The sequence below is a fragment of the Novosphingobium sp. KA1 genome (assembly GCF_017309955.1).
Classification (GTDB): Bacteria; Pseudomonadota; Alphaproteobacteria; order Sphingomonadales; family Sphingomonadaceae; genus Novosphingobium.
This window is the reverse complement of record NZ_CP021247.1, coordinates 3,320,021-3,336,675: the sequence shown is the minus strand read 5'-3', so window position 1 is coordinate 3,336,675 and position 16,655 is coordinate 3,320,021. Positions and strand designations below refer to the sequence as shown.

The window sequence follows — 16,655 nt, the reverse complement described above, 5'->3', positions numbered from 1 at the left end:
GGCGAGCATGCTGAACCCATCCATGTAAATGTGGCAATAAGAATGGCTCGAACGGAGGTCACGGCGCAAGCATGGCACACTCGGCCGGCGTCCGCTATGGGGCGTTTCCTGCCGTTCCGCATTTAAACCCCACCCCGCTCAGGCTGAGCTTGTCGAAGCCCGCACCCGGCGCGTGACCATTCGCTGAATGGGCTTCGTGCAGCGCTAGCTCGGCTTGAGCGGAGTTTGGGGGCGCTATGGCGGCGTACCCCGGCCCTGCGTTGTCTTGGCGCTCCCCGAGGGCTTTCCTCCCGGCGCGGCAGAAATATTTTTAGCGGATTCCCTGTGCCGTTCACCAAGCTGCGTGCCTTCCGGCGAGACGCAGTGCCTGGCCGGGCCCGCCCTTACGGCATGGCTGACGCCGTCATAACGAACATCGTTAAGTTCGGTTAAATGCGTTCTTATACGAAGCTGCGTAGGATGGTTCTAACCATGGAGGCCCCAGACCTCGGGAGCCGTCGCCCGTCCCTGCTTGCAACGCAGGGCAGCGGCGGCGTTACCAAGGAAAGGGATAGTCTATGAACAGGACTGCACTCACGGTAGCCGCGCTCGGGATCGCGCTGGCCATTTCCGGTCCGGCACTCGCCGGCACCAAGGCGGGCGACCTTGCGGCAAGTGTCGCCAAGGCGAACGCTGCGGGCAAGAAGGGGCTTCCCCCGGGCTTCTACACCTCGCAGGGCCACGCGAACGGACATTCGGCCGGTGCGCCGGGTCATGACTACGACCACCACACCAAGTCGCGCGGCTGCTGAGCCGACCTGACCTGACCTGAAAATGGGGAGAGGAGCCTGGGGGGCACCCGTCACGAGGTGCGATTCGCGCTCTGTCGCGAGGCAGGTTTCGATCGGAAGGAAAATGCGCTGAAAGGCGCGGTGGTGGACGCACTTGGGCTCGAACCAAGGACCCGCTGATTAAGAGTCAGCTGCTCTACCAACTGAGCTATGCGTCCACACGCGTTGCCGCGTAAGTGACGGAAATGGTGGACGCACTTGGGCTCGAACCAAGGACCCGCTGATTAAGAGTCAGCTGCTCTACCAACTGAGCTATGCGTCCACACACGTTTCCGTGCAAGGACAGGACTGGTGGACGCACTTGGGCTCGAACCAAGGACCCGCTGATTAAGAGTCAGCTGCTCTACCAACTGAGCTATGCGTCCACACTTTACCCTGTCCGGGCTGCCGTTTCAGAGCCTTGCGGGCTCCTCCTCGGCGGCGGAGAGGCCCCTATAACGGCAAAAATTTGGATGGGAAGGGGGTAGTTCGATTTTTTTTCAGGAAAGGCTGCTGGGGCGCGTATTCCAGCGGTTGATCGCCATCAGCGTGCCGATGCAGATCATGTTGGTCATCATCGAAGTGCCGCCGTGGCTCATGAAAGGCAGCGGAATGCCGACCACCGGGGCAAGCCCCATGACCATCATCAGGTTGATGGCGACGTAGAAAAAGATCGTCGCGGTCATGCCGGCGGCCAGCAGGCTGGAGAATCGGTCCGGCGCGCTGCGGGCGACCCGCATGCCCCAGGTGAGGATGACCGCAAAGACCAGCAGCACGAAGTAGCCGCCGACCATGCCCCATTCCTCCGACATCGTCGCGAAGACGAAGTCGGTGTGCGGTTCGGGCAGGTATTGCAGGTGGCTTTGCGAGCCGTTGCCGAAGCCCTTGCCGAATATGCCGCCCGAACCGATCGCGATCTTGGACTGGGTGATGTGGTAACCGGTGCCCAGCGGGTCGCTCTCGGGATCGAGGAAGGTCAGCACGCGGTTGCGCTGATAGTCGTGCAGGACCGTGAAGAAGGCGATCGGGGCGCTGATCAGTGCGGTCACGCCCGCGCTGACGAACCACCACATTGGCAGGCCCGCCAGGAACATCGTCACGCCGCCGCCAAAGCAGATCGCCAGCGCGGTGCCGAGGTCGGGCTGGATCGCCACGAAGGCGACCGGCAGCAGGATCAGCAGGCCAGCGGGAACGAGGCCGCGCCAGCTGGCGGTCATCGCGTGGGGCAGTGTCTCGTAGAACCGCGCCAGCACCAGCACGATGGCCGGTTTCATCAGTTCCGAGGGCTGCAGGGTCATGAAGCCGAGGTTCAGCCAGCGCTGGCTGCCGCCGCCGACCGCGCCGATCGCCTCCACCAGCACCAGCAGGATCACGATGGTGCCGTAGATCGGATAGGCGGCCATCCGGAACATGTCCCGGCTGAAGCGGGAAATGACGATGGCCATGCAGAGGAACACGAAAAAGCGCAGGACGTGGCTCAGCGCATAAGGCTGGAGACTGCCGCCTGCTGCCGAATAGAGCACCGCGCCGCCCAGCGAGACCAGCCCCATCAGCGGCACCAGCATCGCCCAGGGTTGGCGGGCGATGGTGTCGGGGACGATGGAGCGGCTGATCATTGCGGATTTCCGGGGGTTTGCGCGGGTGTCGCAGTCGGAGTGGAAGAGGACGCGGGGGGCGATGCGGACCCCGAGGCGGCCCCCGAAGCGGACGCCGAGGCAGGCTGGGCCGTGCCCGCCGCCGGATTGGCCGCGGCGGCGGGTTCGGGCGCGGGTGACTGCGCGTCACGGACGATCGGCTGCGCGGCTTCCGGTGCGGAATTGGACTGGTCCACCGCCGCGCTTTCCTGTTCGGACGACACGGCCGGGGCGCCGACACCGTATTCGGCGGCATACTTGCGGTATCGCGCGTCGAGCCGCTGCTTGGGCGTGCCGCCCCAGCCCTGTTCCAGCTCGGTCAGGATATCCATGCCCTTCTGCTTGTCGAAGATGTAGGTCATGATATCGCGGGCGACCGGATAGGCCGCCCCCGAACCGCCGCCGTGCTCGATGACGACGGAGCAGGCGTAGCGGGGGTTCTCCACCGGCGCGAAGCAGATGAAGTGGCCGTGGTCGCGGTGCTTCCACTGGCCGCCCTTGCCGTTGCCGATGTTGAGGCCGACGACCTGGGCGGTGCCGGTCTTGCCCGCCAGCTTGATGTCCGGGAAGGGCAGGCGTGCGTGCGGCGCCGAGCCTGGGCCGTTGGCGACGTCGGACATGGCCTGGTGGATGTAGGCCAGGTGCTCCTCGGCAATGCCGAGCGACTTGGGGGCTTCGTAGTCGCTGCCGTGGATCAGGCGCGGCATGATGATCTTGCCGCTGGCAAGCCGCGAGGCCTGAATGGCCTGCTGCAGCGGGTTCACCAGGAAGTAGCCCTGGCCGATGGTGGCGTTGACCGTGTCGAAGGTCTGCCATTCCTTGCCGTATTTCTTCAGCTTCCACGCCGGGTTCGGCACGGTGCCGTAGGACTGGCCGGAGACCGGCAGCGGGAAATCGTGGCCGAGGCCGAGGCGGCCCGCCATCGCCGCGATCGGGTCCATGCCGATGCGCTGGGCGAAGTGGTAGAAATAGACGTCGCAGCTCTGGTAGATGCCCTTGGCCATGTTGACCTGGCCGTGGCCGCGGTGGTTCCAGCAGTGGAACACGCGGTTGCCGACACGCAGGCCGCCGCCGCAGAACACCGATTCGTTCGGGTCGAGGCCTGCTTCCATGAACGAGAGCGCCACCATCGGCTTGACCGTGGAGCCGGGCGGATAGAGCCCGCGCAGCACCTTGTTGCGCAGGGGCACATGGTCGTCGTCCGACAGCATCTTCCATTCGAGGCGGCCGATGCCGTCGGAAAAGCTGTTGGGATCGAAGCTGGGCATCGAGCACATCGCGAGGATGTCGCCGGTCTGGCAGTCCATGACCACCGCCGCGCCCGATTCGATGCCGATGCGGCGCGCGGCATAGTCCTGGATACCGGCGTCGATGGTCAGCTTGATGGTCTTGCCGGGGACGTCCTCGCGGGTGTCGAGATCGCGCACGATCCGGCCCGAGGCGGTCACTTCGACGCGGCGTGCGCCGGGCTTGCCGCGCAGGTCCTTCTCGTAGAACTTCTCGAGCGCGTCCTTGCCGACCTTGTAGCCCGGCGTGATGAGCACGGGATCGTGGTCCTTCTCGTACTCCTCGGCAGAGGCAGGGCCGACATAGCCGATCAGGTGGCCGACCGAGGGACCGAGCGGATAGAACCGCGAGAAGCCGCGCTGGGTGACGACGCCGGGAAGGTCGGGCAGGCGCACGCTGACCGAGGCGAATCGCTCGAAATCGAGGCCGCTGGCAACTTCGACCGGTGCGAAGCCGCGCGCCTTCTCGATCTTGTCCTCGAGGTCCTGCACGGCGATCGGCGTCATGTTGAGGAGCTGGCGCAAGGTGCCCAGCGTCTGTGCCTTGTCGCCCATGCGCTCGGGGATCACGTCGACCCGGAAGTCGGCGCGATTCGAGGCCAGCGGAGTGCCGTTGCGGTCGAGCAGCCAGCCGCGGCGCGGCGGGATCAGCGAGAGGTTGACGCGGTTGCTCTCCGCCTCCAGCTCGTACTTGGCGTTCTGGCCGATGGCCAGCCAGGCCATGCGGCTGGCCAGGAGCACGCCGATGCCGCCCTGGATGCCGCCGACCACGAGGCTGCGGCGGTCGAAGCTGTTGCGCAACGTGCCCGCGCTGACGTGGCGCGGCTCGATCAGGCGCCGGAAGTTGATCTTCATCGGCCGACCAGCAGCGGCTTCAGGCGGAAGCGATCGGCAAGGGCCACGAAACGGCCGACAAGCGGATAGGAAAGCACGGAAATCACGATCTGCGGTACGATCACACGAAGAGGGGCGTCGGCTCCGCCGAAATTGGCAAAGACGAGGCACAGCAGGATGTAGGTAACGATCAGCCCGTTCGCCACCAGCCATTCGATGAGGAAGTGGCGCCAGGGAATGCGGGTCTCGACGATGTCGATCACGATCGAGGACAGCGACCAGAGCAGCACCGCGCAGCCGAACGGTTGTCCGGAAAACAGGTCGTCGAACAGCCCGAGCGGCAGGCCGGCCCAGATCGGCATCAGGCCGGGACGCAGCTGGTGCCAGGCAAGGAAGACCAGGTAGCCGAGCGGCGGCATCACCGGAGCCGAGGCGATCATCAGCCACGACGGCGCCAGCGATCCCAGCATGATCGTCAGCCAGGGGACCGAGTGGGCCAGGAGCGGCGAGGGGGCCCGGTTGATGCTGCGCCGGGGCTGGCCGTGGCCGGAGCGGAGCGCCATCAGGGCTTGCCCGGCTTCTTGGCGGCGGTGGTGGCGGCCGGAGGTGGCGGCGGCGGTGCCCAGGTGCGTTCGACCATGACGTAATCGGTATCCGAAGGGTTGCTCAGCACGCGGGCAATGGCGCCGTCGCGCAGCAGGTCGGTGACGATCGCGATCGGGGTGCCGGGGCGGTAGAGCCCACCGGACCCGGACGTGACCATCACGTCGCCCTTCTTCAAGGGATTGAGGCCAAGGTTGATCAGGCGAATGCGCAAGGTCCCGTCGGACGCCCCCTGGGCGAAGGCGGGAACGCCGTCGCTGGCGCGGCGCACCGGGACGAGGCTCTCGCTGTCGGTGATCAGCAGAACGCGCGAGCTGGAGGCGCCCACTTCGAGCACGCGGCCAACGAGCCCCATGGGCGAGCGTACCGGCATGCCGGTGACGACCCCCTTGTCACGTCCGGCGCCCAGCGTCGCATAGCGGCGCGTGCTGGCCCCGGTCGAGGCGGTGAGGCGCGAGAAGGCCACCGGATTGGCGTCCTTGTCGCCAATGCCGAGCAGGCCCTTGAGCCGCTGGTTCTCCGCCTTGGTGGCTTCGGCCTCGACAAGTCGGACCTTGGCTTCGGCCAGTTCGCGACGGATGCGCGCGTCTTCGCTACCGGTATGGAAAAAACCGGTGACGTTGGCGACGACATCGTGCCCGAACGTGCGTCCGCTGGCCGCCGCCTGGCTGGCAGGCTCGGTCGCGTCGGCGGCAAGGCCGCGCAACGGGGAGAAGAAATCGGGGTTGACCAGCGAGACCACCACGAGCCCCAGCCCCACGACGGCGCCCAACACGCCCGCGGAGTAGCTCAGGAAGGTGGTATACTGCGCTCTGCGCGAATAGCTGGAGCGCCTGTTTGCGGGCGGCGCCATGCGCCATGCACTCCTGAAACAAGGGCGGACGGTCCGCCGGGATTACTCAGCCGGCAACCTGGTGCCGGAATAGAAAACGGGCGGCGCGTGCCTCATGGCCGCGCCGCCCGCGCGAACGCTTATGCGGACATCAGGACGCCGCGATAGACCGGGTCTTCCATCGCGCGGCCGGTGCCGAGCGCGACGCAGGACAGCGGATCTTCGGCGACGCTGACCGGCAGGCCGGTCTCTTCGCGCAGATAGTCGTCCAGGCCCTGGATCAGCGCGCCGCCGCCGGTGAGCACGATGCCCTGGTCGACGATGTCGGCGGCGAGTTCCGGAGCGGTGTTCTCAAGCGCGATGCGCACGCCTTCGATGATCGCGCCGATCGGTTCCGCCAGCGCCTCGGCGACGTTCGCCTGGCTGATGGTGATTTCCTTGGGCACGCCGTTCACGAGGTCGCGGCCCTTGATGTGGATGGTTTCGCCGATGCCGTCCGCCGGGATGGTGGCGATGCCGTAGTCCTTCTTGATGCGTTCCGCCGTGGCGTCGCCGATCAGGAGGTTGTGGTGGCGGCGCACGTAGGAAACGATCGCTTCGTCCATCTTGTCGCCGCCGACACGCACCGAAGTGGTGTAGGCAAGGCCGCGCAGCGACAGCACGGCGACTTCGGTGGTGCCGCCGCCGATGTCGACCACCATCGAGCCGACCGGTTCGGTGACGGGCATGTCGGCGCCGATCGCGGCGGCCATCGGTTCGAGGATCAGGTAGACCTGGCTGGCACCGGCGTTCGAGGCGGCGTCACGGATCGCGCGGCGTTCGACCGAGGTCGAGCCCGAGGGCACGCAGATGACGATTTCCGGATAGCGGAACAGGTTCTTCTTGCCGTGCACCTTGCGGATGAAGTGCTTGATCATCTCTTCCGCGATTTCGATGTCGGCGATCACGCCGTCACGCAGCGGGCGGATGGCTTCGATGTTGTCGGGCGTCTTGCCCATCATCATCTTGGCGTCGTCGCCCACGGCCTTGACCTTCTTGACGCCGTTCAGCGTCTCGATGGCGACCACCGACGGTTCGTTCAGCACGATCCCGCGATCCTGGACATAGACGAGCGTATTGGCGGTACCCAGGTCGATAGCCATGTTCTGGGAGCCGAGCTTGAAGAATCGCGAGAAGGGCGAGGCCATCAGTAATCCGTTGTCTTTCAGGCCGATTGCCGCCCTGTTGGGGGACGGCGTGGCCGGCTTGTTTGAAGGAGAGACAGCCCCTTAGCCCATCGATTTGCGAAACGCCAAAATTTTGTGTCATTTTCCGGGGGGAATCCACGGGGGTCCGTCTCGAATTCCTCGCGCTTCGTCGCTAGGGATGGGAACAGTTCGTGAATGCGGCTTTCCCCCGGTAGAAGCCGCGATGACCAGCGCGCCTCCCGGCGCCACCTAGCCCCGCCGCAAGGGGCCGAACCAGAGACCTGAAAATGCCCACGATCCGCCGTCTTCCCGAGCATCTCGTCAACCGCATCGCCGCGGGCGAAGTGGTCGAGCGGCCCGCGGCGGCGCTCAAGGAACTGGTCGAGAATGCCATCGACGCGGGATCGACCGAGATCACCGTGCGGCTCGCCTCGGGCGGTCTCGACCTCATCGAGGTGACCGACGACGGCTGCGGCATGCGCCCCGACGAGATCGCGCTGGCGTTGGAGCGCCATGCCACCTCGAAGCTGCCCGACGAGGCGATCGAACTGGTGACCACGCTGGGGTTCCGGGGCGAGGCGCTGCCCTCGATCGGCTCGGTTGCCCGGCTGACCATCGAAAGCCGCCCGCACGATTCGGTCGAAGGCTGGAAGCGGGTGGTCGATCACGGGCAGGTGGTAATCGATTCGCCCGCCGCGCTGCCGCCGGGCACGCGCATCCGGGTCGAGGACCTGTTCGGCAAAGTGCCTGCGCGGCGCAAGTTCCTGCGCTCGGCCCGCTCCGAATATGCCGCCTGCCAGGATGTCGTGCGCCGCCTCGCGATGGCGCGGCCCGATATCGGCTTCGTGCTGGAGCATGAGGGGCGCCGGGTGCTGGCGGTACAGCCGCGCGAGGAACTGGCCTCGCGAGTCGCCCGCCTCGTCGCGCGCGAACTCGCCGACGACGGCGTGCTGATCGATGCCGAGCGCGGGACGGCGCGGCTGACCGGGGTTGCCGGCCTGCCGACCTACAACCGCGGCGTTGCCGATCACCAGTACCTGTTCGTCAACGGGCGCCCGGTGAAGGACCGCCTGCTGGTCGGCGCGGTGCGCGGCGCCTACGCGGACATGCTGGCGCGCGACCGGCACGCGGTGCTGGCGCTGTTCCTCGAACTTCCGCCCGAGGAAGTCGACGTCAACGTCCATCCGGCCAAGACCGAAGTGCGGTTCCGCGACCCGGCGTTCATTCGCGGCTTCCTTGTCGGCGCCTTGCGCCACGCGCTCGAATCGTCGGGCCAGAAGAGCGCGCAGCCGCCGCAGGCCTCCGCGATGAACATGTGGCAGGTCGAGCCGCTGGCCCCGCGCGCGCCCGAACCCGCTCCGGCACTGGGCTCGCTGTTCGCGCGGCAATATTCCCCCGGTCCGCAATATTCCTCTCCGGGCGCGCGCCCGGCAGACCCGCGCGTGGCCGAGGCCGGCGCGGCCTGGCGTTCCTACGAGGCGCAGGTCATGGCCGAACCTTCGGGCCGCGCCGAAATGGTACCCGAGGAGCCGCAGCAGGAAATCGGCTACCCGCTGGGCGTCGCGCGCGGGCAGGTGGCGAGCACGTACATCGTTGCCGAGGCGCAGGACGGCCTCGTGATCGTCGACCAGCACGCCGCGCACGAGCGCCTTGTCCTTGAACGGCTGAAGGCCGCCGGGGCCGAGGACGCGATGGCGCGCAGTCAGGCGCTGCTCCTGCCCGAAGTGGTCGAACTGGAAGAAGCCGCCTGCGACGCGCTGGAAGACAAGATCGCGGACCTTGCGAAGTTCGGCCTTGCGCTCGAACGCTTCGGGCCTTGCGCGATGCTGGTGCGGGCGGTTCCCTCGGTGCTGGGCAAGAGCAACGTCCATGCGCTGGTGCAGGACGTGGCCGACGATCTCGCCAAGAACGGCGATGCCCTGCTGCTGGGTGAAAAGCTCGATCTGGTGCTGGCGACGATGGCCTGCCACGGCTCGGTACGGGCAGGGCGCGCCCTTTCGGTCGCCGAGATGAACGCGCTGCTGCGCGAAATGGAACGCACGCCGCGTTCGGGCCAATGCAACCATGGCCGCCCTACGTGGGTTAAACTCGCACATCAGGATATCGAGAAGCTGTTCGGACGAAAATGATGCGATCTGCGGTACTTGCCTTGGCGGCTTTGGGTGCTCTCTCGGCTTGCGGCAAGGAGGATCCGGCCCGCCAGAGAGCCGAGGATGCCCATGACATCGCCATGGTCGAGCGGATGAGCAAGGAGCCGTTCCGCCCGATCCTGCCCAGGCCGATCACCCGCATCGATGTCGAGCGTTACGGTCTCGACAAGCCGGGCTGCCGGTTCGTCAGACAGGGCGAGGCCGACCCGATCTTCATCGGCAATGCCGAGGAAGGGTTCATGCGGATCGAGGGTGACCTCAAGCGTTACGCCGCCAAGCTGGAAAGCGCGCAATTACCGGGGGATGCGCGGACAACTTATGTCGGTCTCTCGACGTGGGTGGATCTGGTCAGCCTGCCGGACCGTGCCGGGGGATCGGATACCACGCACTGGCCTGCCCGGCTGATCCTGCACGATGCGCAGGAGCGTGTGGCCTTCCGCGCGGACGGCGAGATGCGCTGCCGGGGCGACGCGGCAGCGCCCGGCGAGGCGACCCCGGCCGCCTGACCGGCACGCTTGACCCGTTCCGCGGCATCGGCATTATGTCCGGTCATTGAACGGGGGATTTCATGAAGTTACGTTTTCTTGGCGTCGCGGCGGCGGCGCTGATTGTTGCGGCCGGCGTGCCGGTCAGGGCGGCGGACGCGCCGGTGCAGCTTCCCGAAGCAGTTGTTGCCGCCGCCAAGTCGCTGCAGCCCCGGCATGGCAAGATCGCCATCGCCGAGGCCCATGCGACGCTCGATCTTGGCGATGCCTACGATTTTTACGGCCCCGAAGACGCGCGCAAGATCCTGGTCGATATCTGGGGCAATCCGTCGCAATCGGCCGACCGGGTGCTGGGCATGGTCATGCCCGCCGGCGCCTCGCCGCTCAGCGATGCCTGGGGCGCGGTGGTGACGTATGAAGAGACCGGCTTCGTGAGCGACGACGATGCCGGCAAGGTCGACTATGCCGAATTGCTCACGCAGATGCGCGAGGGCGAGGACGAGAACAACGAGAAGCGCAAGGCCGAAGGCTATCCGGCGATGCATCTCGCCGGTTGGGCCGAGCAGCCGACCTATGACGCAGGCACGCATTCGGTGGTCTGGGCGCAGGATATCGCCGTTGGCGATGCGGCCAGCCATACGCTGAACTATGATGTCCGCACGCTGGGCCGGCGCGGGGTGCTGAGCCTCAACCTGGTCTCGTCGATGGACCAGCTTTCGGATGTGCGGCAGGCGGCCACGGCCTTTGCCGACCATGCCGCCTTCGATCAGGGCGCGCGCTATCAGGACTACGATTCGTCCACCGACAAGACCGCCGAATACGGTATCGGCGGGCTGATCGCGGCGGGTGTGGGCGTGGCCGCGGCCAAGAAGCTGGGTATCCTGGCGATCCTGCTCAAGTTCCTGAAGCCCATCGCGATTGCCGCGATCGCCGCGTTTGCGGTCCTGCGCAACAAGATCGCCGGACTGTTCGGCCGCCGCAAGGCCGAGGAGGACGATCCGTCGTTCGAGGAGCAACAGCCGGTCGCCGCTCCGGCCGAAGAAGCTGCCGAAGAAGCTGCCGAAGACGGTGCCGATGAGGCTGCCTCGGGCGCTCCCGAGCGCGCGGAAACGCCGGTCGCCTGATGGCCGGTTCGACGGCGGAGCGGCGCTGCTACTTCGCCGTCAGCACGCTGCGGAACGGCGCATCGCTGCCGTCGCCATCCGGGGCCTGCGGCAGCCCGACAAGGTCGCGCAGCAAGGGGGCGACGTCGACATTGTCGAACGCGGGCAGTTTGCCGGAGGCCTTGAATGCCGGTCCCGCGGCCACGAACAGCGCGGCCATTTCCGGCGCGGCATTGTCGTAGCCGTGCGAGCCGCCGCTCCGGGCGGTCCGGGGCGTGGTCGCGGCGATTTCCCAACCGGTCTCGGCCAGGCAGAAGTAGGGCGCGATGCGGGCGTTGGTGCCGTAGCGAAGGCGCGCCGGAATGTCCTGCCGGCGCCAGCACTGCATGTGCGGATGGGGCTTCAGCAGGATTGCGGCGAGCTTGCCGTCCTTGCCCCTGGTCGGCGTGATTGCCGCGAAGGGGCCGGCATCGCCCAGCTTGAACAGCTTCGGGCTGGCGAGTCGGTCGAGCGCGATCGTGCGTTCGCTCGAAGTGGCGGCCATGCCGTGGTCGGCGACGACCACGAGGTTGGCCGGTTGCCCAAGCGCGCGCAGGCCCTCGATCAACATGCCGATGTCGCGGTCGGCATCGGCAACCGCGGCATTGGTCTGCTCGGCATCGGGGCCGTAACGGTGCCCGGCGGTATCGACCTGGTCGAAGTAGACGGTCACGAACTTCGGGCGGGAGGCGGCGGGGCGGCGCAGCCAGTCGATCACCGCCGAAACCCGCTGGCCGGGGGAAACCGCCTGGTTGAACTGCTGCCAGTCGGACGGACGCGTGCCGCCCTGATCCTCGGTCCACGACGACTTCACGCGGCGGCCACCCCAGGCGACGTTCGAGCCTGGCCAGAACATCGTGGCGGTGCGGATGCCTGCCTTTTCCGCCGTCACCCAGATCGGTTCGGCGCCGTTCCACCAGAAGGGATCGTCGCTCGCCATGGTGAAGACTTCGCCCGGACGCGCGGGGTCCTCGAAGCGGTTGGCGACGATGCCGTGATGATCCGGGACTTTGCCGGTCACCAGCGTCCAGTGGTTGGGGAAAGTCTTGCTGGGGAACGAGGGGCGCATCGCCGCGCTGATCCCGCTTGCGGCCAGTGCGTCGAGATGAGGGGTGATGCCGCGGTCCAGATAGTCCGCCCGGAACCCGTCGATCGAGACGAGGATCGTCACCGGCGCGCGCGTCTCGTCGGGTGCCGTGGTTGTCGGCGGCGAGGACTGGGCAGGGGTGGCGGCAAGAGGGGCGGCGCTGGCGGCGAGAAGGGCCAGCGAAAGGGCAAATCGCTTCATGGGGGCTGCTTGGCGGGGGGACTTTGCAGAATTATGCCAGAACGGCGCGGAAAGTGATTTTCCGCGCCGTTCAGATGGTCAGAGTTTGTTTGGTAATTCGCGGAAGAGCGAATTTCGCGGCACCGGCCCGGTGCCGCTACCGGGAATGCCCGTGCGGGTATTCCCCAGGCAGACTCTTAGACGTTGAACTTGAAGTGCATGACGTCGCCGTCATGCACCAGGTATTCCTTGCCTTCCTGACGCAGCTTGCCGGCTTCCTTGGCGCCGGTTTCGCCGCCGAGCGCGACGTAGTCGTCAAAGGCGATGGTTTCGGCGCGGATGAAGCCGCGCTGCATGTCCGAGTGGATCTCGCCGGCGGCTTCGGGGGCCTTGGCGCCCTTGTGCACGGTCCAGGCGCGAGCTTCCTTGGGGCCGACGGTGAAGAAGGTCAGCAGGCCGAGCAGGTCGTAGCCGGCGCGGATGATGCGGGCGAGCCCGGTCTCGTGGAGACCCATCTCTTCAAGGAACACCATGCGTTCCTCGATCTCCATGCCGACAAGTTCCGATTCGATGGCGGCGGACACGATGACGGCGGTGGCGCCTTCGGCCTTGGCCTTCTCGAACACCCGGGCCGAGAATTCGTTACCCTCGGCGGCGGCTTCTTCCTCGACGTTGCAGGCGTAGAGCACCGGCTTGGCGGTGAGAAGCTGGGCCTGCGCGAAGACGCGGGCTTCGTCCTCGTCCTTGGGCTGGGTCAGGCGCGCGGGCTTGCCGTCGCGCAGCAGTTCCAGCGTCTGGCCGAGCACCGAAGCGATGATCTTCGATTCCTTGTCGCCCTGGGCGGCCTTCTTTTGCGCCGCGGGAACGCGCTTTTCGAGGCTTTCGAGGTCGGAGAGCAGCAGTTCGGTCTCGACCGTCTCGGCATCGGCGATGGGGTCGACCTTGTTGTCGACGTGCTGGATGTCGTCGTTCTCGAAGCAGCGCAGCACGTGGACGACGGCGTCTACTTCGCGGATGTTGCCGAGGAACTGGTTGCCCAGGCCCTCACCCTTGGATGCGCCCCGCACGAGGCCGGCGATATCGACGAAGGAAAGCTGCGTCGGGATGATCTTGGCCGAACCGGCGATCTCGGCCAGCTTGTCGAGGCGCGGATCGGGCACGCCGACCTGGCCGACGTTGGGCTCGATCGTGCAGAACGGATAGTTGGCCGCCTGCGCCGCCTGCGTCTCGGTGAGCGCATTGAACAAGGTCGACTTGCCGACATTCGGCAGGCCCACGATTCCGCAACGGAAACCCATGTGTAACTCCGGGAAGAAATGATTGGCCGCGCCTTAGCGTCAGTCGCGGTAAATGGCCAGCCAGCTTGCAGGCTCAGTCCTGCTGGCGCAGCGCGACATCGTTCATGAAGCGCACGTCATCGCCGGCGGAAAGGCGGTCGGCTTCGGCGGCAACGGCGCCCAGCATGCCGGCCAGCGGATCCATCTCGGCCTTGGCGTAGTTGCCCAGCACATAGCCGTGGACGCGGTCCTTGTGGCCGGGATGGCCGATGCCGAGGCGCACGCGGCGGAAATCGGGGCCGAGGTGCTGGTCGATCGAGCGCAGGCCGTTGTGGCCGGCATGGCCGCCGCCCTGCTTCACCTTGACCTTGAAGGGCGCGAGGTCGAGTTCGTCATGGAACACGGTGAGATCCGTGATCGCCAGCTTGTAGAAGCGCATCGCCTCGCCAACGGCGCGGCCGCTCTCGTTCATGAAGGTGGCGGGCTTCAGCAGCAGCACTTTCTGGGTGCCGATGCGGCCTTCCTGCAGCCAGCCCTGGAACTTCTTCTGGACCGGGCCGAAGCGGTGGATTTCCGCAATCGCATCAACCGCCATGAAGCCGACGTTGTGGCGGTTCATCGCATATTGCGGTCCGGGATTACCGAGGCCGACCCAAAGCTGCATGGTTGTACTGTTCCCGAAAAAGCGAAAGGCCCCTTCCGCGCGCCGGGCATGCCGGGGCGGAAGGGGCCAATCTCTAGGACTGTCCGATTACTCGGCTTCAGTCTTGGTCGTGTCGCCTTCCGAGCTCTTCAGAGCCGAAGGGGCAGCGATCGTCGCGATGGTGAAATCGCGGTCGGTGATCGCCGAAGCAACGCCCGAAGGCAGCTTCACGTGGTGGATGTGGATCGATTCGCCCACGTCGAAGCCGGTCACGTCGATGGTGATCTCGTGCGGGATCTTGTCGGCATCGCAGACCAGTTCAAGGTCGTGACGAACGACGTTCAGCACGCCGCCGCGCTTGAGGCCCGGCGAGGCTTCTTCGTTGGCGAACACGACGGGCACGTTGACGTGCACGGTCGCGTTGGCGCCAAGGCGCAGGAAGTCGGCGTGGAGCGGACGGTCGGTGACCGGGTGGAAGGCAACGTCCTTGGGCTGCGTGCGCAGCTTCTTGCCGCCAACTTCGACTTCGACGATCGAGTTGAAGAAGTGGCCGGTCATGAGCTGACGGGTCAGCTCCTTTTCCTCGACGTGGATCGCGATGGGTTCTTCGTTGCCACCGTAGATGACAGCGGGAACACGGCCGTCGCGACGCAGTGCACGGGAGGCTCCCTTGCCAGCCCGTTCGCGCGTCTCGGCCGGCAGGTTAAGCGTATCGCTCATGGGACTTGCCTTTCAAAACTGGATATAGATCGGCAGCGGATCGCTCATCGACCTGCGCCGTTCCCGCCACGCCTCCAGGGATGACCATGACGGGAAGCGCGGGCCCTTAATGCGAATTCGGCGGAAATGCAAGCGGAGCGGGGCTGGATCGCCCGGAAGGCGCCTTGAGGGGGCGGGTCGGCGGGCAGTGGATGCGCCGGGCCGGGACCGAGACCAGCTCCAGTTCGGGATAACGCAGCGCCGTCAGTTTGACGCCGAAGACACAGCCGGTGTCGATGCAGACCGTCCGGCCCACCCATTCAGCCTCGCGGACCGGCGTATGTCCGTAGACGACCACGGCCTTGCCTGCGTAACCCGCGGCCCAGTCGCCGCGAACGGGCAGGCCGAATTCGTCGATCTTGCCGGTCGTCTCGCCATACATGCAAAAGGCGCGGACGGATTTGCCGGTGCGGCCGAGCAGGCTTTCCTTGAAGCCGGCATGGGCCACGATCAGCTTGCCGTGGTCGAGCACGTGGTGGCTGGGCAGGGTGCCGAGCCATGCCTGCATCCCGGCCAGGAACTCCGGCGGTTCTTCGCGGAGTTGTTCGATTGTCTCTGCAAGGCCATGGGAAATGGTGACATTCCGTCCCGCGAGGTGCCGCATGAGCTTGTCGTCATGGTTCCCTACGACTGCGAGGGCGTGGTCGTTCTCGACCATGTGACGGGCGATGCGCAGGGTGTCCGGCGATCGCGGTCCGCGGTCGACCAGATCGCCGAGAAACACCGCGCGGCGGCCGGTCGGCGGCGTGACGGTGACGGTCTTGCCGTTCCATTCGAGCCGGTAACCCAGTTGGCCAAGCAACTCTTCCAGTTCGTCGGCGCAGCCGTGCACGTCGCCGATGATGTCGAACGGTCCGCTGCCGGAGGTACTGTCGTCCATGGTCATCACTCGACCCGCGTGACCTTGTAGCCGTTTGCCGCGAGCAGGGCGGGCAGGCCTTCCGGTCCGGCCATGTGCGCCGCACCGACGGCAACAAAAGGCCGGTGTCCTTGCGTCATGGCGGCGGCGATCCTGCTCGTCCAGTCGCGGTTGCGGCCGGTGAAGAGGACGGCGCGCAGTTGCGGGTCGGTGAGCATGCCGCGCCGGGTTTCCCGCTCGATCGCGGTCATGTCGCCCTTGCGCCAGCTTTCCGCGAGGCGGCTGTCGTCGTCGCCCTGCTGGTCGGTCACGACGGCGGTGAGCAGATCGCGCTGGTCGGCTTCGGCGAGGCCGTCGAACAGGCCGAGTTGGCGTTCGGCGCCTTCGAGTTCGACGACGGGTTTCTCGCCTGCCTGTGTCATCACGGCCCGGTCCACGCCGTTACGGCTGTTATCGTCGCTGGCGCCGATGCGGGCGAGGGTGAGGGCGGCGGCCCAGGTGTCCATCTGCGCAAAGTCGCCGTCGGTATAGCCCCCGCGCTTCAGGAGGGCTGCGAGCGCGGGGCGGTATTTCACGGAAATTCTCTGTGAAAGAACGGGTTGCCCGCTACTCTTGGCAAGCCGCGCGAATGTGGCGGCCACCGCTTTCTCGTCGGCAAGGTTGCTCACTTCCACCATCACGCTGTCGGCGGCGGCCAGCGCCCCGCGCACCTTGGCGGTGTCCCATGCGAGCGGGCGCTTGACGCTGTGGATCGTGCCGAAGAGCCAGGCCTGCTGGCCGCCGGAGCCTTCGACATGCCAGAGCGCGGGATTTGCCGGCTCGGGCGACTGCGAGCAGGCGGCCAGCAAGGTGCTCGCAACAAGGCCAAGAATGCGTCGCATGGTGTTG

General features: G+C 66.5%; 15 protein-coding genes and 3 tRNA genes. 4 read left to right on the top strand and 14 right to left on the bottom strand.

Annotated features, from left to right (window positions below; all coding sequences use genetic code 11):
* Window positions 1–557: 557 nt before the first annotated feature.
* Complete coding sequence (locus CA833_RS16000; protein ID WP_142633485.1) at window positions 558–791, top strand: hypothetical protein; 234 nt, start codon at window positions 558–560, stop codon at window positions 789–791.
* Window positions 792–912: 121 nt separating this feature from the next.
* Here CA833_RS16000 and CA833_RS15995 read toward each other — a convergent pair.
* From CA833_RS15995 to CA833_RS15960, 8 genes are all read right to left on the bottom strand, one after another.
* Window positions 913–988, bottom strand: a tRNA-Lys gene (locus tag CA833_RS15995).
* Between the two features lie 28 nt (window positions 989–1,016).
* Window positions 1,017–1,092: transfer RNA gene (locus CA833_RS15990), tRNA-Lys, on the bottom strand.
* Between the two features lie 27 nt (window positions 1,093–1,119).
* Window positions 1,120–1,195: transfer RNA gene (locus CA833_RS15985), tRNA-Lys, on the bottom strand.
* A 114-nt stretch (window positions 1,196–1,309) separates the two neighbouring features.
* On the bottom strand, window positions 1,310–2,422 hold the full coding sequence (rodA, locus tag CA833_RS15980) for a rod shape-determining protein RodA (protein ID WP_207080135.1): 1,113 nt from the start codon (window positions 2,420–2,422) through the stop codon (window positions 1,310–1,312).
* Entirely contained in the window at window positions 2,422–4,584 is a 2,163-nt protein-coding gene (gene mrdA, locus CA833_RS15975; RefSeq protein WP_207078617.1) for a penicillin-binding protein 2, read from the bottom strand. The genes rodA and mrdA overlap by 1 nt, the downstream gene beginning before the upstream one ends.
* Window positions 4,581–5,126: a rod shape-determining protein MreD gene (locus CA833_RS15970; protein WP_142633489.1), complete on the bottom strand. Its 546-nt coding sequence runs from the start codon at window positions 5,124–5,126 to the stop codon at window positions 4,581–4,583. The genes mrdA and CA833_RS15970 overlap by 4 nt, the downstream gene beginning before the upstream one ends.
* On the bottom strand, window positions 5,126–6,019 hold the full coding sequence (mreC, locus tag CA833_RS15965; RefSeq protein WP_142633491.1) for a rod shape-determining protein MreC: 894 nt from the start codon (window positions 6,017–6,019) through the stop codon (window positions 5,126–5,128). The genes CA833_RS15970 and mreC overlap by 1 nt, the downstream gene beginning before the upstream one ends.
* A 119-nt stretch (window positions 6,020–6,138) precedes the next feature.
* Complete coding sequence (locus tag CA833_RS15960) at window positions 6,139–7,185, bottom strand: rod shape-determining protein (RefSeq protein ID WP_142633493.1); 1,047 nt, start codon at window positions 7,183–7,185, stop codon at window positions 6,139–6,141.
* 287 nt (window positions 7,186–7,472) lie between these two features.
* Between CA833_RS15960 and mutL the strand changes: the two genes are divergently transcribed.
* The 3 genes from mutL (at window position 7,473) to CA833_RS15945 (ending at window position 10,944) form a co-directional block, all read left to right on the top strand.
* Window positions 7,473–9,314 carry a DNA mismatch repair endonuclease MutL gene (gene mutL, locus CA833_RS15955; RefSeq protein ID WP_207078616.1) on the top strand — a complete coding sequence of 614 codons (1,842 nt, stop codon included), beginning with the start codon at window positions 7,473–7,475 and terminating at the stop codon, window positions 9,312–9,314.
* The gene (locus CA833_RS15950) at window positions 9,311–9,841 is read left to right on the top strand and encodes a hypothetical protein (RefSeq protein ID WP_142633497.1); all 531 of its coding nucleotides are present in this window, start codon (window positions 9,311–9,313) and stop codon (window positions 9,839–9,841) included. Before mutL ends, CA833_RS15950 begins: the two co-directional genes overlap by 4 nt.
* 62 nt (window positions 9,842–9,903) lie before the next feature.
* Window positions 9,904–10,944: a DUF2167 domain-containing protein gene (locus CA833_RS15945; protein ID WP_207078615.1), complete on the top strand. Its 1,041-nt coding sequence runs from the start codon at window positions 9,904–9,906 to the stop codon at window positions 10,942–10,944.
* Window positions 10,945–10,972: 28 nt separating this feature from the next.
* Here the strand turns inward: CA833_RS15945 and CA833_RS15940 are convergent, their stop codons facing one another.
* The 6 genes from CA833_RS15940 to CA833_RS15915 all read right to left on the bottom strand — a co-directional run bounded on the left by CA833_RS15940 (window position 10,973) and on the right by CA833_RS15915 (window position 16,648).
* The gene (locus tag CA833_RS15940; RefSeq protein ID WP_207078614.1) at window positions 10,973–12,250 is read right to left on the bottom strand and encodes an ectonucleotide pyrophosphatase/phosphodiesterase; all 1,278 of its coding nucleotides are present in this window, start codon (window positions 12,248–12,250) and stop codon (window positions 10,973–10,975) included.
* 176 nt (window positions 12,251–12,426) lie between these two features.
* Window positions 12,427–13,527: a redox-regulated ATPase YchF gene (gene ychF, locus CA833_RS15935; protein WP_207078613.1), complete on the bottom strand. Its 1,101-nt coding sequence runs from the start codon at window positions 13,525–13,527 to the stop codon at window positions 12,427–12,429.
* Between the two features lie 73 nt (window positions 13,528–13,600).
* Window positions 13,601–14,170 (bottom strand): aminoacyl-tRNA hydrolase, encoded by a 570-nt coding sequence (pth, locus tag CA833_RS15930; RefSeq protein WP_142633504.1) that lies wholly within the window; start codon window positions 14,168–14,170, stop codon window positions 13,601–13,603.
* An 87-nt stretch (window positions 14,171–14,257) separates the two neighbouring features.
* Complete coding sequence (locus CA833_RS15925) at window positions 14,258–14,869, bottom strand: 50S ribosomal protein L25/general stress protein Ctc (RefSeq protein ID WP_142633506.1); 612 nt, start codon at window positions 14,867–14,869, stop codon at window positions 14,258–14,260.
* Between the two features lie 106 nt (window positions 14,870–14,975).
* Window positions 14,976–15,788 carry a metallophosphoesterase gene (locus CA833_RS15920; RefSeq protein WP_207078612.1) on the bottom strand — a complete coding sequence of 271 codons (813 nt, stop codon included), beginning with the start codon at window positions 15,786–15,788 and terminating at the stop codon, window positions 14,976–14,978.
* A gap of 5 nt (window positions 15,789–15,793) precedes the next feature.
* Window positions 15,794–16,648, bottom strand: coding sequence for a TraB/GumN family protein (locus tag CA833_RS15915; RefSeq protein WP_207078611.1), 855 nt, complete (start codon window positions 16,646–16,648; stop codon window positions 15,794–15,796).
* Window positions 16,649–16,655: the final 7 nt, after the last annotated feature.

Bases quoted from the DNA above. Each gene is read 5' to 3' on its own strand.
- CA833_RS16000 (WP_142633485.1), top strand. From the start codon at position 558: ATGAACAGGACTGCACTCACGGTAGCCGCGCTCGGGATCGCGCTGGCC.
- mrdA (WP_207078617.1), bottom strand. From the start codon at position 4,584: ATGAAGATCAACTTCCGGCGCCTGATCGAGCCGCGCCACGTCAGCGCG.
- CA833_RS15970 (WP_142633489.1), bottom strand. From the start codon at position 5,126: ATGGCGCTCCGCTCCGGCCACGGCCAGCCCCGGCGCAGCATCAACCGG.
- mreC (WP_142633491.1), bottom strand. From the start codon at position 6,019: ATGGCGCCGCCCGCAAACAGGCGCTCCAGCTATTCGCGCAGAGCGCAG.
- CA833_RS15960 (WP_142633493.1), bottom strand. From the start codon at position 7,185: ATGGCCTCGCCCTTCTCGCGATTCTTCAAGCTCGGCTCCCAGAACATG.
- mutL (WP_207078616.1), top strand. From the start codon at position 7,473: ATGCCCACGATCCGCCGTCTTCCCGAGCATCTCGTCAACCGCATCGCC.
- CA833_RS15950 (WP_142633497.1), top strand. From the start codon at position 9,311: ATGATGCGATCTGCGGTACTTGCCTTGGCGGCTTTGGGTGCTCTCTCG.
- CA833_RS15945 (WP_207078615.1), top strand. From the start codon at position 9,904: ATGAAGTTACGTTTTCTTGGCGTCGCGGCGGCGGCGCTGATTGTTGCG.
- CA833_RS15940 (WP_207078614.1), bottom strand. From the start codon at position 12,250: ATGAAGCGATTTGCCCTTTCGCTGGCCCTTCTCGCCGCCAGCGCCGCC.
- ychF (WP_207078613.1), bottom strand. From the start codon at position 13,527: ATGGGTTTCCGTTGCGGAATCGTGGGCCTGCCGAATGTCGGCAAGTCG.
- pth (WP_142633504.1), bottom strand. From the start codon at position 14,170: ATGCAGCTTTGGGTCGGCCTCGGTAATCCCGGACCGCAATATGCGATG.
- CA833_RS15925 (WP_142633506.1), bottom strand. From the start codon at position 14,869: ATGAGCGATACGCTTAACCTGCCGGCCGAGACGCGCGAACGGGCTGGC.
- CA833_RS15920 (WP_207078612.1), bottom strand. From the start codon at position 15,788: ATGGACGACAGTACCTCCGGCAGCGGACCGTTCGACATCATCGGCGAC.
- CA833_RS15915 (WP_207078611.1), bottom strand. From the start codon at position 16,648: ATGCGACGCATTCTTGGCCTTGTTGCGAGCACCTTGCTGGCCGCCTGC.